At 62.6% G+C, this 26356-nt stretch carries 25 protein-coding genes and 3 pseudogenes; 13 read left to right on the forward strand and 15 right to left on the reverse strand.

Annotated features, from left to right (window positions below):
- Positions 1–33: 33 nt before the first annotated feature.
- The 3 genes and pseudogenes from ACG873_RS27745 to ACG873_RS27755 form a co-directional block, all read right to left on the reverse strand.
- A pseudogene (locus ACG873_RS27745) lies at positions 34–1750 on the reverse strand (SulP family inorganic anion transporter).
- 129 nt (positions 1751–1879) lie between these two features.
- Entirely contained in the window at positions 1880–2152 is a 273-nt protein-coding gene (locus ACG873_RS27750) for a helix-turn-helix domain-containing protein (RefSeq protein WP_394888966.1), read from the reverse strand.
- Between the two features lie 109 nt (positions 2153–2261).
- On the reverse strand, positions 2262–2975 hold the full coding sequence (locus ACG873_RS27755) for a phosphatase PAP2 family protein (protein WP_394888967.1): 714 nt from the start codon (positions 2973–2975) through the stop codon (positions 2262–2264).
- 166 nt (positions 2976–3141) lie between these two features.
- Here ACG873_RS27755 and ACG873_RS27760 point away from each other — a divergent pair, with 166 nt between their 5' ends.
- Positions 3142–5130, forward strand: a complete 1989-nt coding sequence (locus tag ACG873_RS27760) for a PhoX family protein (protein WP_394888969.1) — start codon at positions 3142–3144, stop codon at positions 5128–5130.
- Between the two features lie 237 nt (positions 5131–5367).
- Here the strand turns inward: ACG873_RS27760 and ACG873_RS27765 are convergent, their stop codons facing one another.
- On the reverse strand, positions 5368–5706 hold the full coding sequence (locus tag ACG873_RS27765) for a hypothetical protein (RefSeq protein WP_394888971.1): 339 nt from the start codon (positions 5704–5706) through the stop codon (positions 5368–5370).
- Positions 5707–5907: 201 nt separating this feature from the next.
- Here ACG873_RS27765 and ACG873_RS27770 point away from each other — a divergent pair, with 201 nt between their 5' ends.
- The 4 genes and pseudogenes from ACG873_RS27770 (at position 5908) to ACG873_RS27785 (ending at position 10697) form a co-directional block, all read left to right on the forward strand.
- A complete protein-coding gene (locus ACG873_RS27770; RefSeq protein WP_394888973.1) occupies positions 5908–6612 on the forward strand; it encodes an SDR family oxidoreductase in 705 nt (234 codons plus the stop codon).
- A gap of 153 nt (positions 6613–6765) precedes the next feature.
- Positions 6766–8028, forward strand: coding sequence for a PQQ-dependent sugar dehydrogenase (locus ACG873_RS27775; protein ID WP_394893742.1), 1263 nt, complete (start codon positions 6766–6768; stop codon positions 8026–8028).
- A 114-nt stretch (positions 8029–8142) separates the two neighbouring features.
- Positions 8143–9523, forward strand: a pseudogene (locus ACG873_RS27780) (cytochrome ubiquinol oxidase subunit I).
- A gap of 169 nt (positions 9524–9692) precedes the next feature.
- Positions 9693–10697, forward strand: coding sequence for a cytochrome d ubiquinol oxidase subunit II (locus ACG873_RS27785; RefSeq protein WP_394888975.1), 1005 nt, complete (start codon positions 9693–9695; stop codon positions 10695–10697).
- An 83-nt stretch (positions 10698–10780) separates the two neighbouring features.
- On the opposite strand, the gene ACG873_RS27790 is transcribed toward ACG873_RS27785, so the two are convergent.
- Entirely contained in the window at positions 10781–11101 is a 321-nt protein-coding gene (locus tag ACG873_RS27790; RefSeq protein WP_394888977.1) for a hypothetical protein, read from the reverse strand.
- A gap of 194 nt (positions 11102–11295) precedes the next feature.
- Here ACG873_RS27790 and ACG873_RS27795 point away from each other — a divergent pair.
- Positions 11296–11391 (forward strand): annotated as a pseudogene (locus ACG873_RS27795) (cytochrome bd ubiquinol oxidase, subunit II); the annotation flags it as partial.
- Between the two features lie 39 nt (positions 11392–11430).
- Here the strand turns inward: ACG873_RS27795 and ACG873_RS27800 are convergent.
- From ACG873_RS27800 to ACG873_RS27810, 3 genes are all read right to left on the reverse strand, one after another.
- Positions 11431–11871, reverse strand: a complete 441-nt coding sequence (locus tag ACG873_RS27800; protein WP_394888978.1) for a carboxymuconolactone decarboxylase family protein — start codon at positions 11869–11871, stop codon at positions 11431–11433.
- 169 nt (positions 11872–12040) lie between these two features.
- Positions 12041–12241: a DUF1127 domain-containing protein gene (locus tag ACG873_RS27805; RefSeq protein ID WP_394888980.1), complete on the reverse strand. Its 201-nt coding sequence runs from the start codon at positions 12239–12241 to the stop codon at positions 12041–12043.
- 74 nt (positions 12242–12315) lie between these two features.
- Positions 12316–13263 carry a homocysteine S-methyltransferase family protein gene (locus ACG873_RS27810; RefSeq protein WP_394888982.1) on the reverse strand — a complete coding sequence of 316 codons (948 nt, stop codon included), beginning with the start codon at positions 13261–13263 and terminating at the stop codon, positions 12316–12318.
- 244 nt (positions 13264–13507) lie between these two features.
- On the opposite strand from ACG873_RS27810, the gene ACG873_RS27815 reads away from it, so the two are divergent.
- Positions 13508–14164 carry a TetR/AcrR family transcriptional regulator gene (locus ACG873_RS27815; protein ID WP_394888984.1) on the forward strand — a complete coding sequence of 219 codons (657 nt, stop codon included), beginning with the start codon at positions 13508–13510 and terminating at the stop codon, positions 14162–14164.
- 384 nt (positions 14165–14548) lie between these two features.
- On the opposite strand, the gene ACG873_RS27820 is transcribed toward ACG873_RS27815, so the two are convergent.
- The 3 genes from ACG873_RS27820 to ACG873_RS27830 form a co-directional block, all read right to left on the reverse strand.
- Positions 14549–14731: a hypothetical protein gene (locus ACG873_RS27820; protein WP_394888986.1), complete on the reverse strand. Its 183-nt coding sequence runs from the start codon at positions 14729–14731 to the stop codon at positions 14549–14551.
- A 102-nt stretch (positions 14732–14833) separates the two neighbouring features.
- Entirely contained in the window at positions 14834–15049 is a 216-nt protein-coding gene (locus tag ACG873_RS27825) for a hypothetical protein (RefSeq protein WP_394888988.1), read from the reverse strand.
- 58 nt (positions 15050–15107) lie between these two features.
- Positions 15108–17084, reverse strand: a complete 1977-nt coding sequence (locus ACG873_RS27830; RefSeq protein WP_394888989.1) for a PatA/PatG family cyanobactin maturation protease — start codon at positions 17082–17084, stop codon at positions 15108–15110.
- Positions 17085–17292: 208 nt separating this feature from the next.
- Between ACG873_RS27830 and lepA the strand changes: the two genes are divergently transcribed.
- The 4 genes from lepA to tnpC all read left to right on the forward strand — a co-directional run bounded on the left by lepA (position 17293) and on the right by tnpC (position 21804).
- On the forward strand, positions 17293–19101 hold the full coding sequence (gene lepA / locus ACG873_RS27835) for a translation elongation factor 4 (RefSeq protein WP_394888991.1): 1809 nt from the start codon (positions 17293–17295) through the stop codon (positions 19099–19101).
- A 288-nt stretch (positions 19102–19389) separates the two neighbouring features.
- Complete coding sequence (gene tnpA / locus ACG873_RS27840) at positions 19390–19773, forward strand: IS66-like element accessory protein TnpA (protein WP_394893487.1); 384 nt, start codon at positions 19390–19392, stop codon at positions 19771–19773.
- Positions 19774–19823: 50 nt separating this feature from the next.
- Positions 19824–20117 (forward strand): IS66 family insertion sequence element accessory protein TnpB, encoded by a 294-nt coding sequence (tnpB, locus tag ACG873_RS27845; RefSeq protein WP_394888993.1) that lies wholly within the window; start codon positions 19824–19826, stop codon positions 20115–20117.
- Between the two features lie 97 nt (positions 20118–20214).
- Positions 20215–21804, forward strand: a complete 1590-nt coding sequence (tnpC, locus tag ACG873_RS27850; RefSeq protein WP_394888994.1) for an IS66 family transposase — start codon at positions 20215–20217, stop codon at positions 21802–21804.
- Here the strand turns inward: tnpC and ACG873_RS27855 are convergent.
- On the reverse strand, positions 21785–22018 hold the full coding sequence (locus ACG873_RS27855) for a DUF6429 family protein (protein ID WP_292592689.1): 234 nt from the start codon (positions 22016–22018) through the stop codon (positions 21785–21787). The two genes, tnpC and ACG873_RS27855, sit on opposite strands and share 20 nt — an antisense overlap.
- Here ACG873_RS27855 and ACG873_RS27860 point away from each other — a divergent pair.
- Together ACG873_RS27860 and ACG873_RS27865 are read left to right on the forward strand one after the other, a co-directional pair.
- Complete coding sequence (locus ACG873_RS27860; RefSeq protein ID WP_394893830.1) at positions 21902–22225, forward strand: hypothetical protein; 324 nt, start codon at positions 21902–21904, stop codon at positions 22223–22225. The two genes, ACG873_RS27855 and ACG873_RS27860, sit on opposite strands and share 117 nt — an antisense overlap.
- Before the next feature lie 35 nt (positions 22226–22260).
- Complete coding sequence (locus ACG873_RS27865; protein ID WP_394885740.1) at positions 22261–23085, forward strand: IS5 family transposase; 825 nt, start codon at positions 22261–22263, stop codon at positions 23083–23085.
- A 42-nt stretch (positions 23086–23127) separates the two neighbouring features.
- Here ACG873_RS27865 and ACG873_RS27870 read toward each other — a convergent pair whose 3' ends face one another.
- The 3 genes from ACG873_RS27870 to ACG873_RS27880 are packed head-to-tail and all read right to left on the reverse strand — an operon-like array spanning position 23128 to position 26289.
- Entirely contained in the window at positions 23128–24198 is a 1071-nt protein-coding gene (locus ACG873_RS27870; protein ID WP_394888996.1) for a serine/threonine-protein kinase, read from the reverse strand.
- Entirely contained in the window at positions 24195–25247 is a 1053-nt protein-coding gene (locus ACG873_RS27875; protein WP_394888998.1) for a serine/threonine-protein kinase, read from the reverse strand. Before ACG873_RS27875 ends, ACG873_RS27870 begins: the two co-directional genes overlap by 4 nt.
- Positions 25234–26289, reverse strand: coding sequence for a PP2C family protein-serine/threonine phosphatase (locus ACG873_RS27880; protein ID WP_394889000.1), 1056 nt, complete (start codon positions 26287–26289; stop codon positions 25234–25236). Before ACG873_RS27880 ends, ACG873_RS27875 begins: the two co-directional genes overlap by 14 nt.
- Positions 26290–26356: the final 67 nt, after the last annotated feature.

Consider the following 26356-nt stretch of genomic DNA (forward strand, 5'->3'; position numbering starts at 1 on the left):
CCGACAACGCTGTGAAAGTTTTTCGTGGAGCGGTCACTCCCTTTCGAGCCGCAGTTGCTGCAGCGCGTTTTCGATCGTCGCCTTGTAGCGGACATGCGGCGGCTTCACGCCATGAGTAAACAGCATACGCCGGACGTTGGGCGACGCGCCGGTGATGAAGAAGCGCACACCCGCCCTTTCCGCCTTGCGCACCGCGCCCTCCAGCACATTGGCCGCTGTCGAGATCGAGGAACGGCACGCCCGAGCAGTCGAGAATGAAGCTCTTGCGCTGGTCGGCGATGCGGTCGAGCACAGTGCCGACGGTCGTGGCCGCGCCAAAGAAGAACGCCCCCGATATCCGGTAGATCACTGTGTCCGGATCGCTCGCCTTCTCCGGATCGTAGCTCGTGCGGCGGCCGTTACGGTCGTCGGCGACATCGTCGCGCACCATCGGCACGTCCGCATCGACCGCGATCGCTTTCGACATGCGGTCGATGAACAGCACCGATCCGAGCGCGAAGCCGACCACTATGCCCTCTGTCAGGTCGCGGAATATCACCAGCGCGAAAGTCACCAGAAGCACGATGGCGTCGCCCCATGACGAGCGGATGAGCGCGGCGAACGCGGTTTTCTCGACCATGTTCCAGGCCACGACCGCCAGCACTCCGGCAAGGGCCGCGAGTGGAATGTAGCTGGCCAGCGGCGCGGCGATCAGCATGAAGAGCAGCAGGAAGCCCGAGTGGAGCATGCCCGAAACCGGACCGTGCGCGCCTGCCCGCACATTCGTCGCCGTTCGCGCTATGGTGCCGGTCACGCAGATGCCGCCGAACAGCGCCGAGCCGATGTTGGCGAAACCCTGCGCCACCAACTCGCAGTTGGAGCGGTGCCGCCGCCCGGTCATGCCGTCGGCCACGACCGCCGAAAGCAGCGATTCGATCGCGCCGAGCAGAGCGAAGGCGACGGCGTCGGGAAACACCGCCTGCACTTTCTCAAGGCTGAATTCCGGCAGCGAAGGCAGCGGCAGCGAGCGCGGTATGCCGCCGAACCGGGTGCCGATCGTTTCGACAGGTAGGCTGAAGACATATGCCGCGAGCGCTGCGGCCGCCACCGCAATCAGCATGCCCGGCCAGGAAGGCCGCAGCCGCTTGAGCCCAAGGATGACGCCGATCGTCAGGGCAGCGACGCCGACAGCCGCCGGGTTGACCGTGCCGGCGGCTTCGCCCAGCGAGACCAGCTTTTCAATCAGCTCTCCCGGCTCCTTGCCAGGAAGCGTCAGGCCGAACAATTCGCTGAGCTGGCTGGCGAAGATGATGACCGCGATTCGGAGGTGAAGCCGACCGTCACCGGATAGGGAATGAACTTGATATAGGTCCCGAGCCTCAGATAGCCGGCGGCGACAAGGAATGCGCCCGACATCATCGTCGCCAGAATCAGCCCTTCCACCCCGTGCCGCGCCACGGTGGCCGCGACCAGCACGATGAAAGCTCCAGCCGGCCCGCCGATTTGGAAACGGGCTGCCCCCAAGCGCCGAGACCAGGAAGCCGCCGACGATCGCCGTATAGAGCCCGCGATCCGGAGAGACGCCGGAGGCGATGGCGATCGCCATAGACAGCGGCAGCGCCACGATCGCCACCGTCAATCCCGCGAGCAGGTCGGCCTGCAACTGCGGTAGGCCGTAGCCCTCGCGCAGCACCGTCACCAGCTTGGGGGTGAAGAGCTCCCGGAATGTAGGCTGCCTCGTCGCCCGACCGGGATGGAGATCTGCTTTCATGTTTGCCTTTCGCGGTGCGAAGGGCGGCGGGATCGTCGGCTGGGATGTGTCGGATCACCGGTCAGGGCCGGCGCCCGATTCAACATCACCAAAATGTCGGCGTCGCCGTCGCGACTTGGTCTGCCAGATTCAGCCGGATCGCCGGTTCTGCCCCGACGGCTGGCGCAGGCGAACGCCCCTGCCGCCCTCGACGCTCGCCTGGTTGTCCGCGATCAGCTCCACGCCTGACATCTCCAGCGCGTGGATGACCTTGACCAGAGTGTCGACGACGCCCCTGACGACGCCGTCGCTCGCTTCCATCCGCTGGATGGTGGGAAGCGAAACGCCGGCGCGTTCGGCGAGCGTCTTCTGGTCGATGCCGGCCAGCGCCCGCGCGGCGCGCATCTGCGCTGCGGTGATCACGGACAGTGCTCCTGTCTGAGTCTGCGAGATGAATGTATCATACATTCATTATGATGTTTCAAGCATCATTTTGGAACATTGCGGAAATAGAGCTTGGGAGAAAACCGCATCAGGTGTCCGCCGGAGTAGAATTATCGATGTCTCCCGCCCGCCGCAGCATCAGCCGCGCGATGAGCCAGCACAGCATTGCCCAGGCGGCGCCTGCGCACCAGCCGGCCAGCACGTCGGAAGGCCAATGAACGCCGAGATAGACGCGGCTGCCGCCGACGAGGAATGTCGCCAGAACGGCGACGCCGAGCACATATATCCTGAGCGCGGTGCTGGGCATTATCCGCGCCAGCAGCGCGCCGAGCGTCAGATAGGTTACCGCCGACATCATGGCGTGCCCGCTCGGAAAGCTCAGTGTGTGCACGTCGGCCAGATGCGACACGAGTTCCGGGCGCGGGCGGTCGACGCCGAGCTTGAGCACGCTGCTCAGCAACTGGCCCCCAGCGACGGAAACGAATACGAATAGGGCGGCCGCCGGTTTGCGGACGATAATCAGATAGAAGATGACGACCGCCGTGAAGAAGATAAGCACCGCGGCGCTTCCCAGGCTGGTCATGTCACGCACTGCCTCTTCCATCCAGAACGGACCGATCGGATTGTCGGGCTGGTCCGGCGTGCGGAAGGCGAGTAGTATGCGCGTGTCGAATGTGTGCGGCGTTGTCTCGCGCGCGATCTCCGTGAGTTCGACGAAGCCATAGGCGCCGCCGGCAATGATCATCGCCGCCAGCAGCACGGAAAACTCGATCCTCTTCAGAAAATCGGGAAAAAACGGCATGGCGTCTCTCGTTGAGGATGTGTGCGGGCGCGGCTTTCAACCGCGCTAGACCTATAGGCCCGGCGCCTTGGCCGGCAAGTCCGCCAGGCGCAAAAACTGTCATGCTCCTGTTATAAGTCGGCACTAGCCATCGCTCATCTCAAGCCGTCAGCCAGAGGTCATCCCGATGAACGAACATCCCGACACGAAATTCCGCACCAGTCTGCTCGAGGACAATGACGGTCCCGGCCACAATCCCACTGAAAACCGCACCATGGGCGAGATCATCGCCGCGCGCTTCTCGCGCCGCGGTTTTCTGAAAGGGTCGCTCGCTGTTTCGGCAATTGCCGCCACCGTCAGCCCGATCGCGTTGATCACTGCCGACAATGCACGGGCCGCTGCCGGTGCATCCGCCTTCACCTTCGACGAAGTCGAGGCAGGTATCGACGACAAGCACCATGTCGCGGCCGGGTATGACGCCGACATCCTCTTGCGCTGGGGCGATCCGATCTTTGCCGACGCACCCGAATTCGATCCCGCCAACCAGACGCCGGAAGCGCAGGCAAGGCAGTTCGGCTATAACAACGACTACGTCGGCTACATCCCGCTCGACGGTTCGTCCGAACACGGCCTGCTCGTGGTCAACCACGAATACACCAACGAACATCTGATGTTCCCCGGCATCGTCACCATCAAGGACGGCAAGGCCGAAGTCGCGCCGGCCGACCAGAAGCGGGTCGATATCGAAATGGCCGCCCACGGCATGTCGGTCGTCGAAATCCGCAAGAGGGACGGCAAATGGCAGGCCGTTCGCGACGGCAAGCAGAACCGCCGCATCACCGCGAGCACCGAAATGCTGTTGACCGGCCCGGCTGCCGGCCACGACCGGATGAAGACCAGCGCAGATTCGTCGGGAACCAAAGTGCTTGGCACGCTCAACAACTGCGCCGGCGGAACGACCCCTTGGGGCACCGTCGTGTCGGGCGAGGAAAATTTCCACGGCTATTTCCTCGGCGAACTTGCTGCAGGCCACGCCGAAGCCGCGAATTTCGAGCGCTACGGCATCCCCGGTGAGTCATACGAATGGGGGAATTTCTACGACCGCTTCGACGTCTCAAAGGAGCCGAATGAGGCCAACCGCTTCGGCTGGATGGTCGAGATCGATCCTATGGATCCGAACTCCGTACCGAAAAAGCGCACCGCGCTCGGCCGCACGAAACATGAGGGCGCCGAATCGATCGTGGCGCCGGACGGCCGCGTCGTCTTCTATCTCGGCGACGACGAGCGCTTCGACTATGTCTACAAGTTCGTCACCGCGGGCAAGTTCAACCCCGAGGACCGCGCCGCCAACATGGACCTGCTCGACGAAGGCACGCTCTATGTCGCCAAGTTCGCCGAGGACGGCTCGGTCGAATGGCTGCCTCTGGTCCATGGCCAAGGCCCGCTGACCGCCGAAAATGGTTTTGCCAGCCAGGCCGACGTGCTGATCGAGACGCGCCGCGCCGGCGATCTGCTCGAGGCCACCAAGATGGACCGCCCCGAGGACATCCAGCCCAACGCCGCCAACGGCAAGGTCTATGTCATGCTGACCAACAACACCAAGCGCAAGGCCGAGCAGGTCGACGGCGCCAACCCGCGCGCCGAAAACGCCTTCGGCCACATCATCGAACTGATCGAGGACGGCGGCGATTTCGCCGCGACCAAAGGCAAGTGGGAGATCCTGCTGAAATGCGGCGACCCGTCGGTAGCCGACGTCGGCGCTTCCTTCTCGACCTCGACGACCGCCAATGGCTGGTTCGGCATGCCCGACAACTGCGCCATCGATGCCGCCGGCCGGCTCTGGGTCTCCACCGACGGCAACGGTCCGAAAGAAACCGGCCGCACCGACGGACTGTGGGCAGTCGACACCGAGGGCGAGGCGCGCGCGACGTCGAAACTGTTCTTCCGCGTGCCGATCGGCGCGGAAATGTGCGGTCCGCTGTTCACCCCCAACGACGAAACCGCCTTCGTCGCCGTTCAGCATCCGGCCGACGGCGGCGAGGACTGGGAAGGTTTCGGCCGCCCGTCCTACTACGAGGATCTTTCGACCCGCTGGCCCGACTTCAAGGATGACATGCCGGTGCGTCCGTCGGTCGTCGCCATCACCAAACAGGGCGGCGGCAAGATCGGGGTGTAGAGCAAAGTCGCGCAGGCTGGTGCCGCCCCTCACCCTACCCTCTCCCCGTGAAGAACGGGGAGAGGGGGCGTCGACGTTGCGGCCATCGCTCCTCTCCCCGTCCTGAGCTTGTCGAAGGATACGGGGAGAGGATGCCGGCAGGCAGGTGAGGGGCGGCGCTAGCGTCAGATCGCCAGCGTGAATCGGCAGAGAAAAAACCGCGTCAGATGCCCGACGGAGTAGAATTATCGAAGATCTCTACCGCCCGCTCAACGCCGGCCCCAGCGTAATCAGCCCCACAGCCACGATCGCCAGCACGATGCCGCCGCTCTGCAGCCCGTTCAGCCGCTCGCCGAAAAACGCCAGCGCGATCACGTTCACCGCCACGAGCTGGATTACCGCCGACAGGCTGAAGGCCGACGCCATGCCGAACTCGCGCACCAGCCTCAGCATGATGAGGTTGCCGAGCGAATAGAGCGCCAGTGTCAGCAGCAGCTTGGGAATGCTCGGCGCCAGTGCCCAGCTTTTTGCGCCGGCCGCCGCCAGCAGAAAAATCACCGTCGAAGCGCCAAGCTGCAGGAAGCCGGATAGGGTCAAGTCGATTCTCCGCCACACCGGCGACTCTTGGTGGCCGGTAACCGTGGCGATCTCTCGGGCAAACCTCTAACCGCGTCAAGATGGCGGCAATGACCGAAGCCATGGGCCATGTGAGGCCCGGCTGTTTCTCGAATCTGGCTGCTTGCCCTGCCGCGTCGATATGGCTACCGCATCCCTCCGATGCAGCGACGGAGAGCAAAAATGTCAGAACTCAAAACGGCGATCATCACCGCAGGCGGCAGCGGCATGGGCGCGGATGCGGCGCGCAAGCTCGCCGAGGACGGCTTCATGGTCGCGATCCTGTCCTCCTCCGGCAAGGGCGAGGCGCTGGCGAAAAAGCTCGGCGGCATCGGCGTCACCGGCTCCAACCGCTCCAACGACGATCTGAAGCGGCTGGTCGACGCGACGGTCGACAAATGGGGCCGCATCGACGCGGTGGTCAACAGCGCCGCCCATGGCCCGCGTGCGCCGGTGCTGGAGATCAGCGACGAGGACTGGCATCTCGGCATGGAGATCTATCTGCTCAACGCCATCCGCGTCGCCCGCCTCGTCACGCCCGTCATGCAGGCTCAAAAATCCGGCTCGATCGTCAACATCTCGACCTATGCCGCCTTCGAGCCCGAGGCGCTGTTCCCGACTTCCGGCGTGTTCCGCGCCGGGCTTGCTTCCTTCACGAAACTCTTCGCCGACAAATACGCACCCGACAATGTCCGCATGAACAACGTCTTGCCGGGCTTCATCGACAGCCTGCCCGAAACCGGCGAACGCCGCGAGCGCATCCCGATGGGCCGCTACGGCCGCGTCGAGGAAGTATCGGAACTCATCGCCTTCCTGGCCAGCGACCGCTCCGGCTACATCACCGGCCAGAACATCCGCATCGACGGCGGCATTACGAAATCGGTGTAGCGTCAGCCTGGCGGTCGGCGCCCGAAACAATGTCCGCCGAAGCGAGTTAGGCGAGTTCCATCCCCGGATCGGAGCAGGCCCGTGAAAAGAATCCTCGTCGCCATCGCCATACTCGTCGTGCTCGCCATTCTTGCGGGCGTCGCCGTCTTCTTCATGTCGCGCGAGGAGGCGACGGTGCCGGTCGGCGAGGGCTACGGCGCCAATCCGACCTTGCCCGAGCCGAACGCGACCCTGATCCCGACGGTCAATATCGCTCCGGCCAGTCCATGGCCCGAGGGAATGACGCCGACGCCGGCACCTGGCTTCGCGGTCAACGAATATGCCGGCGATCTCGACCACCCGCGCTGGCTGCACGTCCTGCCCAATGGCGATGTGCTTGTCGCCGAAAGCGCCAGTCCGCCCAAGCCCGAGGAGGAATTCAGCTTTCGCGGCTGGATTACGGGCCTGATCATGGGGCAGGCCGGCGCCGAGACGCCGAGCGCCAACCGCATCACCCTTCTTCGCGACGCCGACGGCGACGGCATCGCCGAAACCCGCTCGGCCTTCATCCAGGGCCTGAACTCGCCCTTCGGCATGGCGCTCGTCGGCGACAAACTCTACGTCGCGAACACGGATGCAATCATGGCGTTTCCCTACACAGAGGGCGCAACCGAAATCACCGCGCCCGGCGAAAAGATCGCCGATCTGCCCGCCGGGCCGCCCAACAACCACTGGACCAGGGACATCATCGCCGGCCGCGACGGGACAAAACTCTACGCAACCGTCTGCTCCAACAGCAATGTCGGCGAAAACGGCATGGAAGCCGAGGAGAACCGCGCCGCCGTGCTGGAGATCGACCTGGCGACGCGGCAGACCCGCCTCTTCGCCTCCGGCCTGCGCAATCCGAACGGCCTGGCTTGGCACCCCGACACCGGCGCCCTCTGGGTCGCCGTCAACGAGCGCGACGAGATCGGCAGCGATCTGGTCCCCGACTACATGACCTCGGTCAGGGACGGCGGCTTCTATGGCTGGCCCTATAGCTATTTCGGCCAACATGTCGACACCCGCGTCGAGCCGCAGCGTCCCGACCTCGTCGAAAGGGCGATCGTGCCCGACTATGCGCTCGGCGCGCATACGGCTTCGCTCGGCCTGACCTTCAATGAAGCCGACCTGTTCGGCCCGGAGTTCCGGGGCGGCGCCTTCGTCGGCCAGCACGGCTCGTGGAACCGTCGCCCGCGCAGCGGCTACAAGGTCATCTTCGTGCCTTTCCAGAACGGCAAGCCGTCCGGCCCGCCACGCGATATCCTCACCGGCTTCATCAGCGCCGACGACAAGGCGCTCGGCCGGCCGGTCGGCGTCGCCATCGACCGCCAGGGCGCTCTGCTGGTCGCCGATGATGTCGGCAACAAGGTCTGGCGGGTGGTCCCGGCGCAGTAACGGTACCGCAACCGCAGGCTGCGACACTCCGCCTCCGCGCCATAGCGCCGCTTTGACCGCCGGCCGCGCCGGGCTTACCTTTCGGTTGCAACAGCCGGGAAGGCTCGACTAGCCATGGAAGCAGACCCGCTCATCCTGTCGCGCATCCAGTTCGCCGCGAACATCTCGTTCCATATTCTGTTTCCCGCGATCACCATCGCCCTCGGCTGGATGCTCCTGTTCTTCAAGCTCCGCTATAACGCCACCTCCGACACCGCCTGGATGCGCGCCTACTTCACCTGGGTGAAAGTGTTCGCGCTGTCCTTCGCCATGGGCGTGGTCTCAGGCGTCACCATGAGCTTCCAGTTCGGCACCAACTGGCCGGGTTATATGGAAAAAGTCGGCAACATCGCCGGTCCGCTCCTCGCCTACGAGGTGCTCACCGCCTTCTTCCTCGAGGCGGTGTTCCTGGGCATCATGCTGTTCGGCTTCCGCCGCGTCTCCAACAAGGTCCACACCGCCGCGACCTTCCTGGTCGCCTTCGGCACCACCATGTCGGCCTTCTGGATTCTGGCGCTGAATTCCTGGATGCAGACGCCGGCCGGCTTCGAGATGCGCGACGGCGTCGCCCACGCCACCGACTGGTGGGCGATCATCTTCAACCCGTCCTTCCCCTACCGCCTCGTCCACATGCTGCTGGCCTCCGGCCTCACCGTCTCCTTCTTCATCGCCGGCCTGTCGGCGCTGCGCTATCTCGTCGGCGACCGCTCCGAATCGATGTGGAAGGCGCTGCGCACCGGCGTCTTCGCCGCCGCTATCCTGATCCCCATTCAGATCTTTGCCGGCGACCAGCACGGGCTGAATACGCTCGAGCATCAGCCGGCCAAGATCGCCGCCATGGAGGCCAACTGGGAGACGCAGGCGAACATGCCGCTGGTTCTCTTTGCATGGCCCGACGAGGTCGCCCGCGAAAACCGTTTCGAGATCGCCATCCCCAATGCCGGCAGCCTGATCCTGACCCATCACGCAAGCGGCGTCGTTCCCGGCCTCAACGACTTCGTCGGCAATCATCCGCCGGTCGCGCCGCCTTTTCTTTGGCTTCCGCATCATGGTCGGCACCGGCATCCTGATGCTCGTCATCTCCTGGTCCGCCGCATATTTCCTGTGGCGGCGGCGCACTTTGCCGCGGATGCTGGCCTGGCTCCTGGTGCCGATGACATTGTCGGGCTGGGTGGCGACGCTCGCCGGCTGGTACACGACCGAGATCGGCCGCCAGCCCTGGCTGGTCACCGGCGTCATGACGACCCACGAGGCGCTCGGCCCGGTCGCCGGCGGCCATGTCGCGTTGACGCTCGCCGGCTATCTGGCCCTCTATGCGGTCCTCATCATCGCCTATCTCGCCACCTTGGTGCATCTGGCGCTGAAAGCGGCGAAGGACGGCGACGAGTCTCCGCTTCCCTCCGTTCTCGGCCGGCCTTTGTCGCAACCGCTTCAGCATGAGGGGAAGATACCATGATCAATCGTTCCATTTGGTTCTGCCCCTCACCTGCCTGCCGGCATCCTCTCCCCGTAAGAACGGGGAGAGGAGAGATGGCCGCGACGCTGACGATCCCCTCTCCCCGTTCTTCACGGGGAGCGGGTAAGGGTGAGGGGCAGTTTTCAGGCCCCGCCGTTGGAGATGCGCCATGAACCTCGACTGGCCGATCCTCCTTCCGTTCATCTTCGCCGGCCTGATGGGCCTCGCTATCTTGATCTACGTCATCCTCGACGGCTTCGACCTCGGCATCGGCATCCTGTTCGCCTTTGCCGGCGACGAGGAGCAGGACACGATGATCGCCGCCATCGGCCCGTTCTGGGACGCCAACGAGACCTGGCTGGTGCTCGCCGTTGGCCTTTTGCTCGTCGCCTTTCCGCTGGCGCACGGCGTCATTCTGACCGCGCTTTATCTGCCGGTTTTCGTGCTCCTGTTCGGCCTGATTCTGCGCGGCGTCGCCTTTGATTTCCGCGCCAAGGTGCCGGCCCATCGCAAGCAGCGCTGGAACCGTATTTTCTTCGCCGGTTCACTGATCGCATCGCTGGCGCAGGGCTACATGCTCGGCGTCTATGTGCTGGGCCTTGCAACCGGGCTTCCCGCCATGGTTTTCGGCGCGCTGGTGGCGCTCTGCCTTGCTGCCGCCTACGCCGCCATGGGCTCGGCCTGGCTTATCTACAAGACGGAAGGCGAATTGCAGCAGAAGGCCGTGCTCTGGCTGCGCTCGGCGCTGGTCTTCACCGCGCTCGGCATGGCAGCCGTGTCGATCGCCACGCCGCTCGCCAGCCCGCGCATCTTCGACCGCTGGTTCATCTTGCCCGACATGGTCTATCTGGCGCCGCTGCCCATCCTCTCGGCAATTCTTTTTGCCTGGCTCTGGTGGCAGACCTTTCATCTGCCCAAGGCCAATGATCGCCACTCCATGCTGCCCTTCCTGACGCTCGCCGCCATCTTCACGCTGGGCTTCGCCGGGCTCGCCTGGTCGTTTTATCCCTTCGTGGTGCCCGACCGGCTAACCATCTGGCAGGCGGCGTCGGCGCCCGAAAGCCTGGCCATCATTCTCGCCGGCACGCTGTTCGTGCTGCCAGTCATCATCGGCTATTCCTTCTACGCCTACCGCGTCTTCGGCGGAAAGGCGTCGGACCTGCGCTACGATTGAGCGGGCAACGAATTCGTGGAGGGATGGCGATGCCAGATCGGCAAGCCGAGAAGAAGACTAGTTGAGACAGCCGTGACGCGCGGTCATCCCCAACGGGCAGGTTCAAAAATTTCGTATTTCCCATCAGGCTTCATCCTGACGCGCCAGGGTTCACTCAATTTCTCTAGTTCGGCGTTCATCCAAACGGCAGGAGGATTTTCAAGGCCCATTTGCATGCGGGGGGATGCGGAGTCCCGATGAGTATCGAGATAACGGCCGGTCAATTGGCCGATGAGGTAGTGCCTCTTTGCGCTATTTCCATCGTCGTCGTCGCCAGCGTTTGCCAACTGCTTCTCCAAGGCGGCAATGGTTTCGTCACGCTTAGTGATCCGCTCGTTTAGTGTGGCGATCCTCTCTCCAAACATGAACCGGCCAGCGGCCCCATCCACTTGCCAAAAGGAGTAGCGCCAAAGACGCAAACACCCACGGTGCCTGCGTGATCAAACCCCATACTGGTTGTAGATTGTCCAGAAGCCCCATGCACGACTCATATCAGAGTCTAGGGGCTGAAGGCGAGGGAGCGTCCCCTGTGCGGCTTTCGCCAGGCAGGACAACGGCCGCCCGCACGCTGTTCGTGCTGCCGGTCATCATCGGCTATTCGTTCTACGCCTACCGCGTATTCGGCGGAAAAGCGTCGGACCTGCGCTACGATTGACGATCCCCGGCATGCGCCGGGGATCGTCGTGCGCCGGCTTCAGTCGCCGCCGAATTCCGCCTTGAACGCCTCGAAGTCGATCTGCATGCCGTTCAGCACCGCGCTCCAGTGCCGGGTCAGGCCGGCCTGCGCCACCGCCTCGGCGATCTCCTGGTCCGTCGCGCCGGCCTGCCTGGCGAATTTGGTATCGAGCCAGACGCAGTAGCGGCACGGGATCTGCGCCGCCACCGCGATGTTGATCAGCGACTTGATCTTCGGGTCGAGCGCGCCTTTCTCGATCTCCAGCCTCTTGGTCAGTGCCCAGGCGCCGGCGATGCCCTGCTTCGGATAGACCTTCATGAATTCCGGCAGAACGCCGTAATTCGCTTCGATGTCCTTGTAGGTCTCCTCGACGGACGGCGCCTGCTGGGCGAAGGCCAGCGAGGCGAAGGTGAGCGCTGCGGCCGCAGCGGCAGCGGCGACGATGTTGTTCGTTCTCATGTCGTTCCTTTCGGTGGTGTGAAGGCGAGGGGGAGGCTCCCTGCGCGGCCTTCGCGCGCAGGGCTGTGCGGGGCCGGCCTGTCGGCCCGCCGCGTCATCCGCCAGGCCGCCCCTGAGGAGGGCGGCCGGTCCAGGATCTGGTTGTGCGGTGTTGGGTGGCTAAAGGGTTTCAAAACCGCATCAGATGCCGCCAATGGCCATGGGGTTCGCGGCGGATGCCGATGTCCCGCAGCAAATGATCGTTGAATGTTTCGAGCGACGCGAATTCCCGCGCCCTGCGGCGATTGTCGCCTGCGGCCGCCAGCCGACGTCTCAATCGGCCGGCAATGCCGTAGTGGCGCGTCTCGTCGGGAAAGGTCGAAATGGTCATGGCAATGCTCCGCCTCGGCGGGACGATCCGTCCCGCCGCAAAGTGGGTTCAACTGTTCGGATTGCTCTTTCGCGCTACGCCGCTTGCGGCACACACGCCTCGCAGATCGCCGCGATGTGGCGGTGGTCGGTGCCGCAGCAGCCGCCCAGAATCCGCATCGTCGGAAACGAGGCTCTCAGCCCGCTGTAGCGCCGCCCAAGATCGTCCGGGTCGCCCGCGTCGAGCGTTGTGGATTCATCCAGTTCGGCATGACTCTTGGCCGAGGCGTTGGCCTTCACGCCATAGACGCGGTCGAACCATTTCTCGCCCTTTTTCAGCGCCTGCGTGAAATGCGTCGGATGCGCGCAATTGATCATGTAGTAGGCCGGCGAGCCGCCCGTCGCGTCGTCCACCCTCTCGATCGCCTCGCCGAGCGCCGTACCCGTGGCCAGCCTGCCATCGGTCTCCACGGTGAACGAGATCATGCAGGGCATCCGCGCCGCTTTCGCCGCGCTGGCGATGCCGATCGCCTCCTCGACGGTGTTCATCGTATAGGCCGCCACCATGTCGGCCTCGGTGCGCGCAAAACTCTCGATTTGCGCCGAGTGATAAGACTGCGCCTCCCCGGTTTCCATCCGGCCGGCCTTGTAGCCGTCGCCGCGCGGTCCGATCGTGCCGCCGATCACGCAGGGCGTTTCTGACGTCTCGAATTCCCGCCGCAGTTCGAGCAGCAGCGCGATTGAATCCTCGTTGACTGCGCGCAGCGCCTCCGGTCCGTAGCCAAGCAACTTTCCCCAGTCGGGGTTAGCCCGCCAGGTCGGCGTATCAAGGATGAAGCCTGTCCTGCTCCGGCGTGCGATCGTCAGGTACCGGACATAGTACTCCTTGAGCTGCTGCCGTCCCTCCGGGGTCGCCATCAGCGCGAACGAAGCAAAATGCGGAAGATCGATGCCTTCGTGGAAGATGAGCGTTGTTTCCATGCCGCCGTCGCTCAGGAAAGTCCTGTTGGCGAGTTGCGGCAGATTTTGGCGGTACTTGGCCATGCTTGTCTCCGGTGGTAGAATAATTTCCGCGCCGCTCGGTTGCGGCCGGTTCGGAATGGTCGTGTTTTACTCGCAAGGGCCGACCGCAAACTAGAAAGCTTGTGGTCCGGTAGCTCCGTCGAAGCTGGAACCGCTGAAATTACAAATGGATAGCCGGACCCGATACTGTCCGTGTTATTGCCGGTTCATTGTTCGCCGGCTGAAAACCGTACCGCAGGTACAGTAATTCGAGGGGGATTTGGTCATGCGCAAGGGTGCGGAAACGCGCGAACGTATCCTGGAGATCGCCGAAGCCTCGGTGCTCGCCAAGGGCTTCGCCGCGACTTCCATCGAGGAGGTGATCGCCGAGGCCGGCATCACCAAAAGCGGCTTCTTCTACCATTTCAAGGACAAGAACGAGCTCGCCCGCGCAATGCTGCGTCGTTACGTGGAAGCCAACGACCGGCTGTTCGACGACATCTTCGAGCGCGGCCGCCAGCTTTCCGACGATCCGCTGCAGGCCTTCCTCATCAGCCTGAAGCTTCTGGCCGAAATCATGGCTGATTTGCCCAACGGCCATCCCGGCTGCCTGATCGCCAGCATCTGCTATCAGGAGCGGCTGTTCGACCGCGAGGTCCGCGAACTGACCACGCAGTCGGTGCAGAGCTGGAACGCCCGCTTCCGCGCCATCATCGACGGAATCGCCCGCGTCCATCCGCCTTGCCAGCACATCGATCTCGATGACGTAGCCGATATGCTGTCCTGCGTGGTCGACGGCGGCATCATAATGTCCAAGGCGCTCAACGACCCGCGCCGGCTTGAAAGGCAGGTGCTGGCCTTCCGCGGTTTCGTGAAGCTGGTGTTCACGCCGGCGGCACAGGCCGTAATGCCGCCACCTGCGTCCGCCGTCGCCGCCGAATAGGGTGTGCGGCGGAAGCTCGCCGCGGCCGTCGCGCGAGCGGGAGTCTTGCCGTGGAATAGTAAAGCTCACATAGCGGCAGCGAGCGGCATCAGCCGCTCGCTGCGTTCTGATCGCGCAAGTCGGATTACGCCTGGCTTAGCACTGGCCTATGTTGGGGATGCAAGCACCCGCACAATGGCCGAACACGCACGCGCCAACGCAGCATTTACCCGCGCCGCAGCAGTCGGAGGGCGCAATGCCCGAGGTTTCGTCATTGGCCTTGCTCGCCTGCCGGGCTACCGGCCGGGCCTGGATCGGGAATTTCATGTCAGTCTCCTCTGGATTGGCCGGCTTGATGCCGGTCCGGTGAATGATCGTGCGTCTGCGCCGATGCCTGCGCTGCCGTCAGCAAACCGCCTGGTCGCAAGCGATGTGGCAGGCCTGCTTCGCGAGCGGATTGCTGATGGCTTCGCAGGCGAGGTGGCACAGCGAGCATTCGATGCCGCCGGAGGCGGTCAGGCCTGTCTGGCCCAGGCGGCTCTGGCTCGTCTGCCGGGCAATCGGCCTGGCTTGTACCGGAAATTTCATCTCGGTCTCCTCTGCATGGCGGCCCGGGAGGCCGGTCTGTTGGACGAAGTCTCTCGCGAGACGGCTAGGCGCACCGCTCCCGCCACGATGCGCTGTGCGTGTTCACACGCAGTCGATGCAGCCGGCTGCGCCGATGCCGGCCAGGCATTGCGCGCAGGCTAAACCCCCGGTGCCGATGCACACGGCTCCGCATGCGGCAAGCGCCCCAGCGCACGAGATCTTCTTCCAGATGCTGCAGCCTGACGGGTCGATTGTGCCGCTCATCGGGCTGGTGCTGACGCCGCGCGCAACCGTCCGCGCCTGAATAGGGAGTCTCATGGCAGTCCTCTCCTTGTTGATGCCTGTTGCGATGTGCGAATGTTGGTGTGCTTTTTCATCACGCCCGCCTCGTCCAGCTTCGCACCGCGCCGACGGTGACGGGGATGACGTCGCTCACGTCGACCGTGAAGCGGTAGACCCTGTTGGCGACGTTGGTGTTGTTCGGATTGAAGAACGACAGTTCCACGTCGTAGCAATCCGAATCCGGCCGGCAGACGGGGCTCTTCTTGACCGCAAGCCGGTCGAGATCGAGCTGGTCCCTGGTCGTGCTGCGGATCACGTCGGCGATCTGCACCGCATTGGTCGCCGAATAATTGATCGCCCGCTCCTCGCCGGTGACGCCCAGGTTGCGCAGGTCGTAATAGACGCGGTCGAGGAAGTTGCTGAGTCCCGCCGAGAATCTCTCATAGGTCTCGCGCTCCGCCGCTGCTTTGGGCACCGCGCCGAGCACATGCGTGACCAGCGGCTGCGTCGCCCAGCTATACATGCCGCGGATCGCCGGCACGATGATCGGCACTACCTGGCCGGATTGCAGCCGCATGCTGCCGGAAATCACGCCTGGAACCGAGATCAGCTCGACGCCCTCGTTGAGCTGCGCCCTGAGCGCCTCGCGCAGGCGCATATAGGCGTCGGCGCCGAACGGCCCCATCGGCAGTATGGCGTAGATCGGCGTCGCGTCGAGATTGAGCGTCCAGATCACCGACGACGCGTCATAGGGGCTGGCGTCGAGATAGGAGAGCAGATGGTTCGGCAGCAGCGGATTGTTGGCCTCGCCGGTCATGGCCTGCGCCAGCGAATCCCGGCGCGCCTCGGTGCCGAAATCATAGCCGAGCTTGCCGAGCGCATAGACGAGCTGCGGCTTCTTGGCCTCGCCGCCCTTGCCTCCGCAGCCGCAACCGCAGTCCTTGTGCTCCTCGCCGCCATTCTTCTTGCCCTTGCCGCCGCAGCCGCAGCCGCAATCCGACGGCTCGATCTGCCCGGACGCGGTCACGGCAGCCGGCTGCGCGAACTCCTCCGCCGCTTCCGGCGCATCGTCGCTCGACATGGCGATCGCGCCGCTCGCTGCCGAAGGCGCGATTGCCGACGGTCGGAAGGCTTCGGCCGGCGCCTGCGAGACCATGTCCCGCTCCGCGAAAATATCCATGTCGGTCTTCATGTCGTGTCCCCCTCCAAGGTCTCTGATGGTTGCTTCGATATCGATGCGGCCGCCCAGGAATTTCCGGCATTCCTCGCCCGTCTTTTCCGGGCAGGGTTTCGCGTTGCGCAGGATCGCCGCGCGTATGCCGTGCGGGTCGGGCGCTTCGCCCCTCGCCAGTTGCGCCGCCGCGAGCAGCGCGCACACGCCCGAGACGTAAGGCGTGGCGAAGCTCGTGCCGCTCTTCGAAACCGTGCCGCCGCCGGGCGACGCGCCCAATACCGCCATGCCCGGCGCCAGCACGCCCTGTGCGAGATAGGCCGCGCCCCAATTGCTGGAGGCGAGCGGCGCGCCGAGATAGTCCATCGCGCCGACCGCCAGCACCGAGGGCGCAGCGGCGGGAATGTGCAGGCAGTCGCAGCCGTCATTGCCGGCAGCCGCCACGATCAGCACGTTGCGCCTGAGGCAGGTCTCCACCGCCTGCGCCAGCATCGGCTCAGCCAGGCCCGACGGCGTCAGCTGGCCGCCGCTGATGTTGATGATGTGCGCGCCGTGCTCGACCGCAAGCAGGATCGCCCGCGCCAGGTCGAGCTGCGAGCAGGTCAGCCCGCTGCCGCCGTCGGAGAAGATCGGCGCGATCAGCCCGCGGCAGGCCGGCGCGATCCCCCGCACCGCGCTGCCCGGCTGGCCGAAGATGACGCTGGCGACATGCGTGCCGTGCGCCAGCGCCCGTCCGTCGCCGCTTCCCGCCGCCAGCGTCTCGAGTTTCTCGATCCGCGCGCCGGCAAAGCACGGATGCGCAAGGTCCACCGGCCCGTCCAGCACCGCGATCGTGATCCGTTCGTCGCCGCCACCCGGCAGCGCCGTTTCCAGATCCGCATAGGCGGTTGACCCCTGCACGCGACCGCTCCCCTGGACCGATGTCCAACCCCACGGCCATGGTGTTCCTTCCCAAACGGAAAGTCAACTATAGATTGCATAAGCATAAGATGTACAACCACAACGATCTACGACCGCCGCACACCCCATGTCCCGAGCCCGCCGAAGGGCTGACCTTGCCGCAGCGCCGCGCTTGCCCCTGCATGTCGCCCCTGCTACATGCGCGCGAATGACAACACCCCTCTCCCACATCCGCAATTTCTCCATCGTCGCCCATATCGACCACGGCAAGTCGACGCTTGCCGACCGCCTGATCCAGTCGACCGGCGGGCTCGAGCTGCGCGACATGAAGGAGCAGGTGCTCGATTCCATGGACATCGAGCGCGAGCGCGGCATCACCATCAAGGCCCAGACCGTCCGCCTGAATTACCGCGCCAACAACGGCGAGGATTATATCCTGAACCTCATCGACACCCCCGGCCATGTCGACTTCGCCTATGAGGTGTCGCGCTCGCTCTCCGCCTGCGAAGGTTCCCTCCTGGTCGTCGACGCATCCCAGGGCGTCGAGGCGCAGACGCTCGCCAATGTCTACCAGGCCATCGACAACAACCACGAGATCGTCGTGGTCCTGAACAAGATCGACCTGCCCGCCGCCGAGCCCGAGCGCATCAAGGAGCAGGTCGAGGAGGTCATCGGCCTCGACGCCAGCCAGGCCGTCTACATCTCCGCCAAGACCGGCCTGGGCATCCCCGACGTGCTGGAGGCGATCGTCAACCAGCTTCCGCCGCCGCGCGAGGGCGACATCAACGCGCCGCTGAAGGCCATGCTGGTCGATTCCTGGTACGACACCTATCTCGGCGTCATCGTTCTCGTCCGCATCATCGACGGCCGCCTGAAGAAGGGCCAGACCATCCGCATGATGGAGACCGACGCAAAATATCTGGTCGAGCGCACCGGCGTCTTCACGCCCAAGATGATCACCGTCGACGAGCTAGGCCCCGGCGAGTTCGGCTTTCTCACCGGCGCCATCAAGGAGGTGGCCGACACCCGCGTCGGCGACACCATCACCGAAGACAAGCGCCCCACCGCACAGGCGCTGCCCGGCTTCAAGCCGGCGCAGCCGGTGGTGTTCTGCGGCCTGTTCCCGGTCGACGCCGCCGACTTCGAGGATCTGCGCGCCGCGATGGGCAAGCTGCGCCTCAACGACGCCAGCTTCTCCTTCGAGATGGAGACGTCCGCCGCGCTCGGCTTCGGCTTCCGCTGCGGCTTCCTGGGCCTGCTCCACCTCGAGATCATTCAGGAGCGGCTGGAGCGCGAGTTCGACCTCGACCTGATCGCGACCGCCCCCAGCGTCGTCTACAAGCTCAACATGCTCGATGGCTCGCAGCGTGAACTGCACAACCCGGCCGACATGCCCGACGTGATCAAGATCGTCTCGATCGAGGAGCCGTGGATCCGCGCCACCATCCTGACCCCCGACGATTATCTCGGCGGCATCCTGAAGCTCTGCCAGGACCGCCGCGGCGTCCAGGCCGACCTCTCCTATGTCGGCAAGCGCGCCATGCTCACCTACGATCTGCCGCTCAACGAGGTGGTGTTCGATTTCTACGACCGGCTGAAGTCGATCTCGCAAGGCTACGCCTCGTTCGACTATCACCTTTCCGGCTACCGCGAGGGCAATCTGGTAAAAATGTCGGTGCTGGTCAATGGCGAGCCGGTCGACGCGCTGTCCATGATGGTCCACCGCGCCGCCGCCGAAAAGCGCGGCCGCGTGCTGGTTGAAAAGCTCAAGGACCTGATCCCCAAGCACATGTTCAAGATCCCGATCCAGGCGGCCATCGGCGGCACGGTCATCGCCCGCGAAACCATCTCCGCCCTGCGCAAGGACGTCACGGCCAAATGCTACGGCGGCGACGTCACCCGCAAGCGCAAGCTGCTGGAAAAGCAGAAAGAGGGCAAGAAGCGCATGCGCCAGTTCGGCAAGGTCGACATCCCGCAGCAGGCGTTCATCGAAGCGCTGAAGATGGGCGACAGCTAGCCCCCTTCTCCCCGTCACTATACGGGCAGAAGGTGCCGGCAGGCAGATGAGGGGCGGCGCGAGCGCCGAAGGCGCGGCATCGAAATCCTCACCGCCAGCAGGGTTCTGGCTCCCGGCGATTGGCAGAAAGCGCGCCGGCCGGGAAGCGCCGCATACGCGGCGGAGTGAATTGCTGGGTTAGCACCCGGTGAGGACCGCCTTGTTTGTGAGGAGGTGAAGCGCTGTTGTCGTGGTTGATTTCATGACCACGATGCAAGCAGCGAGGATAGCCACGTGTCCATTCATCGGATGGAGATTGTGAGTGGGACAGGTCGGCGTCGGAGCTGGTCGACGGCGCTGAAGGAGCAGCTTGTCTCAGAAACGCTGGAGCCCGGGGTCACGGTGACCGAGGTGGCGCGCCGCCATGATCTCGATCGGTCGCTGATTTATCGCTGGCGTCGCGCCTTTGGGGTGAGACGCGTTCGTGCGGCCGGCGCCTTTCTGCCGGTTGAAGTCGTCGACGACGCCGTGGCAGCGACAGAATCTTCGCCGCCAAGGATGACCAGTGCTCCTGCGCCGGGCGCGGGGCGGATCGAGATCGAGTTCTCTGATGGCTATCTCGTGCGGGTCGACAATCAGGTCGATGACAACGCTCTTGCCCGTGTTCTGCGGGTTCTGGCGCGCCAAGGATGATTCCGGTCCCGACTGGTGTTCGGGTGTGGCTGGCCACTGGTCACACCGACATGAGGAAGGGCTTTCCGTCGCTGGCTCTGCAGGTCCAGGAGGTGCTGAAGCGTGACCCGCTGGGTGGCCATTTATTCTGCTTCCGCGGCCGCAGGGGTGATCTTTTGAAGGTCATCTGGCACGACGGCCAGGGGGCGTGCCTGTTCACCAAACGACTGGAGCGGGGACGCTTTTTGTGGCCATCGCCGGCCGACGGCGTGGTGACGATCTCGACTGCCCAACTCGCTTATCTGCTCTCCGGGATCGACTGGCGAAATCCGCAGGAAACCTGGCGCCCGACGTCGATGGGGTAGCGGTTTTGTCTTTGCGATCGGGGGAGGATGTGATTCGCTCGGGCCTGTGAAATCCGCCCCTGATTCGCTTCCGTCCGACCTTGCTAGCGCCCATGCGATGATCCTCGCCGAGCGGGCCGCGCGCATGGAGGCGGAGGCCGTTGCGGCGCGTGCTCAAGCGGTGAGCTCCTCGACAGAAGCGTTGATCGCATACCTCAAGCTGGAGATCGAGAAGCTGCGGCGCGAACTCTACGGCAGCCGCTCGGAGCGCAAGGAGCGGCTCCTGGCGCAGATGGAGCTGCAGCTGGAGGATTTGGAGGCGTCAGCCACCGAGGACGAGCTGGCCGCCGAGAAAGCGGCGGCGCAGACGCAGTCGGTCAAATCGTTCGAGCGCAAGCGGCCGTCGCGCAAGCCGTTCCCAGAGCACCTGCCGCGCGAGCGCGTCGTCATCGCCGCGCCCGAAAGCTGTCCCTGCTGCGGATCGGCGAAACTGTCGAAGCTGGGCGAGGACGTGACGGAGACGCTGGAAGTGATCCCGCGCCAGTGGAAGGTGATCCAGACGGTGCGCGAAAAGTTCTCGTGCCGGGAATGCGAGAAGATCGCGCAGCCACCGGCGCCCTTCCACGTAACCCCGCGGGGCTTCGCCGGCCCGAACCTTTTGGCGATGATCCTGTTCGAGAAGTTCGGTCAGCATCAGCCGCTGAACCGGCAGAGCGAACGATACGCCCGCGAAGGCATCGATCTGAGCGTGTCGACGCTGGCCGACCAGGTCGGCGCCTGCACGTTGGTGCTGCAGCCGCTGCATGCGCTGATCGAGACCCATGTGCTTGCCGCCGAGCGGCTGCATGGCGACGACACCACCGTGCCCATCCTGGCCAAGGGCAAGACGGCCACCGGCCACATCTGGACTTATGTCCGTGACGACCGGCCGTTTGGCGGAACCTCGCCGCCGGCCGCGCTCTACTACGCTTCGCGTGATCGACGACAGGATCACCCCGAGCGCCATCTGCAAGACTTCACCGGCATCCTGCAGGCCGACGCCTATAGCGGGTACAACACGCTTTACGATCCGTCGCGGGCTCAGGGACCAATCACACCGGCGCTGTGCTGGGCCCATGCGCGACGCCAGTTCTTCGAGCTCGCCGACATTGCCGCCAATACGGGGCGCGGAAAGAAGGCGCCGGCGATCTCTCCGGTGGCGTTGGAGGCGGTGAAGCGCATCGACGCGCTGTTCGACATCGAGCGCGACATCAACGGCCTGCATGCTCAACAGCGGCTGGCGGCACGCAAGGAAAGAAGTGTCCCACTGTTAATGAAGCTCGAAGAATGGCTGCGGGACGAGCGCTCCCGCCTGTCGCGCTCGGCCTCTGTCGCCAAGCCGATCGACTATATGCTCCGGCGGTGGGACCGCTTTGCCCGCTTCATCGAGGACGGCCGGATTTGTCTTACGAACAATGCCGCCGAACGGGCGCTGCGCGGTTTTGCCCTGGGCCGCAAATCCTGGCTGTTCGCCGGCTCCGAACGCGGCGCTGCCCGGGCGGCGGCCATGGCGACGCTGATCGTGACGGCGAAACTCAACGACGTCGATCCGCAGGCCTGGCTGGCCGACGTCCTCGCCCGCATCGCCGATACGCCGCAGAACCGGCTTCATGAACTGCTTCCGTGGCATTGGCAGCCCCGCCAGATGCTTATGGCCTCGGCCGCGTGAACAGCGCGCGGAACAGTTCCTCCGAACGCTGAAGACCTTCGTCCGTCAAGACCAAGGACTTAGCCTTGTTCACAGGGTCTGCAATCAGCCCCTTCCGATGCAGACGATCCGTCACATTCCAATCGAAGCTCTTCCAGGCGCATCGTTCATTGTGCAGCGTCAGCCAAAGCAGCGCCAAGACCGCATCATCGATCTTGTCCGTGTCGATCTCCATCCGCCCAGTCTAGCACGGATCGCGCGTCTGCCGCGGTCCAGACCGGATGCTTACATTGCTGGACAGAATCAGCAGGAGCGCATGCGCCAGTTTGGCAAGGTCGCCATCCCCCAGGCTGCGTTCATCGAAGCGCTGACGATGGGGGATTGGGGAGATCTGTCTAAGTGTCCGTTCCAAAAAGAGTTGAGTGATTTCAGCAGGTTGTGATTCCGTCGGATTTGCGAGATTCGATGGAGATCACGATGGCCTGGACTGAAATCACCCGTGCGCATTATGAGCGGCGTTGCGCCCGTTACGCAAGCGATCTGACCGATGCGGAGTGGGCGCTGATTGCGCCGATGATGCCGTCGGCGAACCGCATCGGCCGGCCGCGCAAGACGGACCTGCGCGAGGTCGTGAACGCACTTCTTTACCTCGCCTCGTCGGGCGGCGCGTGGCGATTGCTGCCGAAAGACTTCCCACCCTTTTCAACGGTGCAGAAGTACTTCTATCGCTGGCGTGAGGAGGGCCTGTTGCGGACCATCAGCAACAGCCTCGTCATGGCGGCGCGCGAGGCCGAGGGTCGGGAAGCGAGTCCGACGGCGGGCGTGATCGACAGCCAATCGGTCAAGACCACGGAAAGCGGCGGAATTCGGGGCTTCGACGCAGGAAAGAAGATCAACGGGCGCAAGCGTCACATCGTTGTCGACACCATCGGGCTGATGGTCGGTCTCGTCGTCCATGCCGCCGATATCCAGGACCGGGACGGCGCACCGGCTGCCCTCAAGACCATTCTCGAACGCTGGCCGTGGCTGCGACACGTCTTCGCCGACGGCGGCTATGCCGGGCCGAAGCTTAAGGGCGCGATGCAAAAGATCGGCACGTTCACCCTGGAGATCGTCAAGCGGACGGACAAAGCCAAAGGCTTCGAGGTCCTGCCGCGCCGCTGGGTCGTGGAGCGCACATTCGCATGGCTGGGGCGATGCCGCAGGCTGGCTAAGGACTGGGAGAAATCCATCGCCTCCGCAGAAGCCTGGTTATACGTCGCCCACATTCGCCTGCTCACACGCAGGCTCGCAAGAGCTTGATATCAAAACATCCTTTTGATTCAGGCTCTAAAAGGCTTGGCCTCAGCCAATAACTACTATTGGGTGCCCTCGATGGCGAGGATTTCCAGGAAACATGCAATAACAAAGTTTCGTATTTTTTGCTGTTCCTGGCCGAGTAGTGCCATAGACGCTTTCCATGCTAAAAAATATCTGCCCATCTCTGCCGGTGGCAAACCCACTATAGCCATTTTGAATGAAGTTGGTTACCGTTCCTTCCGATCTGTGTACATTGATGTAGCAAAGTTGATCGCATTCGGCCACAAGTTGGTCCGCAGTCGGTCGTTTATCTGGATCATATTCAAGGCATCTATCGACCATCGAAATTAGTTCCGACGCAAGCGGTTCGTACTGAGGATTCGCTTTCATAAAGGCAGGCCATGCTTTGCGTGTCTTGTTCCGCACATTTACGGCAGCATCCAAGAAAACCCCGAAAGGATATTCGCCTGTTAGAAGCCTGAACATCAACGCCCCGAGCGACCAAATGTCAGCCGGCGGTCCCGGATGATCACCTGGAGCCCGAAACATCATTTCTGGAGCCATATACGGTAAGGCTCCCTTAATCGTTCCTGAAGTTGAACGCGTCAAGTCACCCCCTCTTGCCGCCTCGTCGAGTAATCCCTCAGTTAGGGTCGCTATCCCGAAATCAGTAATTTTGAGCCTATGAAGATTCACACCAGGCTCAGCCATTATGTTGCTGGGCTTCAAATCGCGATGGACGACGCCTGCGTGGTGCGAAGCAGCAATCCCCTTCGACATGTGGTGCAGAATTCTTGCACTCAGGTGTGGATCCACAAGGCCGAAGCGAGCTAGCTTGTCCTCCAGTGTTTCACCAACGACATACTCTTCAATCAAAAAGAGTTTACCGTTCTCCTCGAAGTAGTCCAGGGTCTTCGCTACATTGTGGTGATTCACCCGAGCCGCAAGTATCGCGCTTTGAGAGAACCGCTTGTCTTGCTGGCCTGCCTGCGGCGTCTTAAGTGCGACCTCCATCTCCAACAACTTATCCATGGCTAGGTAGACGTCTTGCATACCCCCGCGTCCAACATGACGCTTAATCTCGTAGCGTCCGGAAATGACATCACTTGCGTTCACGGCATTGCCTCCGGATTGGAAACGTCGAAAGTGACAAACTTGCGCGCTCGCCCATCTCCAAAAGTGATAACGCAGCAGCCGGGAACAATATCCCCTACATTGATATCCGCATTGTTGAAGAAAACAGATCCGGTGACCGACGTTACCAAAAAATCCATTCCGTCATACTCGATGACAAGACCGCCGACACCAGGCGCATTGAGAGTTATTTTCCGGCTATTTTTATTAAGATGGTGCTGCCTTCCGTTCATTACTACCAATGCGCGATGCTGATCACGCAGCAGATGCCCAGCAAGCACCCCCTGGACCACTTCCATGTCGGGTCGCATTGAGGGATTTGGATTTAGGCAATTGAAAATGATGTCCCCAACATCAGCGGCCAGAGCGCCAATTATTGGGTTCAGCGTTGTCCGGCCAATTGGCTGAGGCGGTTCTTTTGCCAATCCTGTAGGTACAGAAGAACTGAGCAGTGCAAGGGCTGTTACTCCGAAGGCGTACGTATCAATTGACTTGCTAAAGCTTACGGTGGCCGTTCCCCACAATTCGGGCGCCATGAATACCGGCGTGCCAATGATGCTTCGGGTTTTAGCTTCCAATCCGGCAGTGCGCGCTAGCCCAAAATCAATGATTTTTATTACACCCTCTTTGTCAAGGCGAATGTTGCTTGGCTTGATATCTCGATGTATAATATTGGCGCCGTGTATGTCGCGAAGGCCACATGCAAGCTGCCACAAGATCTTAACGTACAAAAGATCGGAATTTAATTTTCCTACATCTAGGTTATCACCGTCTATAAACTCTAAGACAATAGCCCTCTCAAGGAAACCGCGGTCGGTTAGTTCAACGATATCGAAAAGTTGCACGACATGTTTTGATCGGAGCTTTGCTAAAGCCTTTTGCTCATCAACAAGGCGGCGTTGTTCTATCCCAGTTTGGAGGCGCTTAATGATTACTCGTCGTCGTAGATGAGTGTCGGTGCATTCAATAATTTCACCCATTCCCCCCGCCGCGACATTGCCGGTCGGTTCATAGCGATTAGCTATCATCATTTGTTTGCGCCGGGTTGCCAGATTGTTCTATCTCGATCTCAAACTGAATTTCTTTGGCGCCGTCTTTCGGCTTTTTCGGCTTCTTAGCTGTCGATCGGTTCCTTTGCTTATCTGTTTTTGTAGGTTGGGGAGCATCTCGGTCTAGCGGCGGCGATACCCGTTCTTGGGTAATATGCTCGGCTTGATCACGCTCATTTCGGCCTTCCTGGCGTAACCATAATGTCTGAAGGCTGCCAAATGGGTCCCAAAGCTGAATTCCCTCCACGTCCTTTGCGTCCAATGCGTATCGGAGTTCCGGAACATCTACGAGCGCGGATGACGCATTGTCCGAGCCACCAGACCACCGTGCCAGAGCAGCCAATCGATCCGTAGCTGCCTTGAGATCAGGCGCATTGTGCAGAATGTCGGTTAACGATTGATGGGAAACAAAGTGTATCCCATCGGTCGTAATAGCTATTCTTGATGCATCTCCTGGCACTTTTATGATGTGCGGCCGAATACCAGTGCCCATGCCCATGAACTGTAACAGCTCACGACCATGCCCCCCGACGGCTTCCGCAAGCGAATCGTCGACGGTAAGGCGCGATATGTTTTTACCAAAAGCGTAGACCCGGCTATCCCCTACATTTGCAACAAGTGGCTGTATATCGTGATCTATTAAAAATGCAGAAAGTGTGGCCCCGCCATTTCCGTTTGAGTAAGCAAAAACGCTGTCGTTCGCATGCAACACAGCGGCCATTGTTCGATCATCTAGTTGCTTATATCGGTAAAGCGTCAGCGCAAAGAAAAATGATGATAAAGCGATGGCAGCGCAACGGGCACCGTCGCGCATTCCACCCATGCCGTCAGCGACGGCAATGGCAATCAAGGGGCGTCCAGCGGAAGAACGTGCGGTAATCTTCATCGCTGCGACACGATCTTGGTTCTCGTGGCGTTGTAGTCCGATGTCGGTAGCCAATACGACGGGCAAGTCAAAGCATTGATTTACTGATCTTTCGGGTACTTTTCGGGAGAGCCAAGCTTCGATTTTTTCTTGGAACATTCCCCCTCCAAGTTTCCGGTGAATCCAGGTTTCTATATACATACCGCCAAGCAGGCCACCTCATTTG

It is taken from the genome of Allomesorhizobium aridi (assembly GCF_043769475.1).
In the GTDB taxonomy this organism is placed as follows: Bacteria; Pseudomonadota; Alphaproteobacteria; order Rhizobiales; family Rhizobiaceae; genus Allomesorhizobium.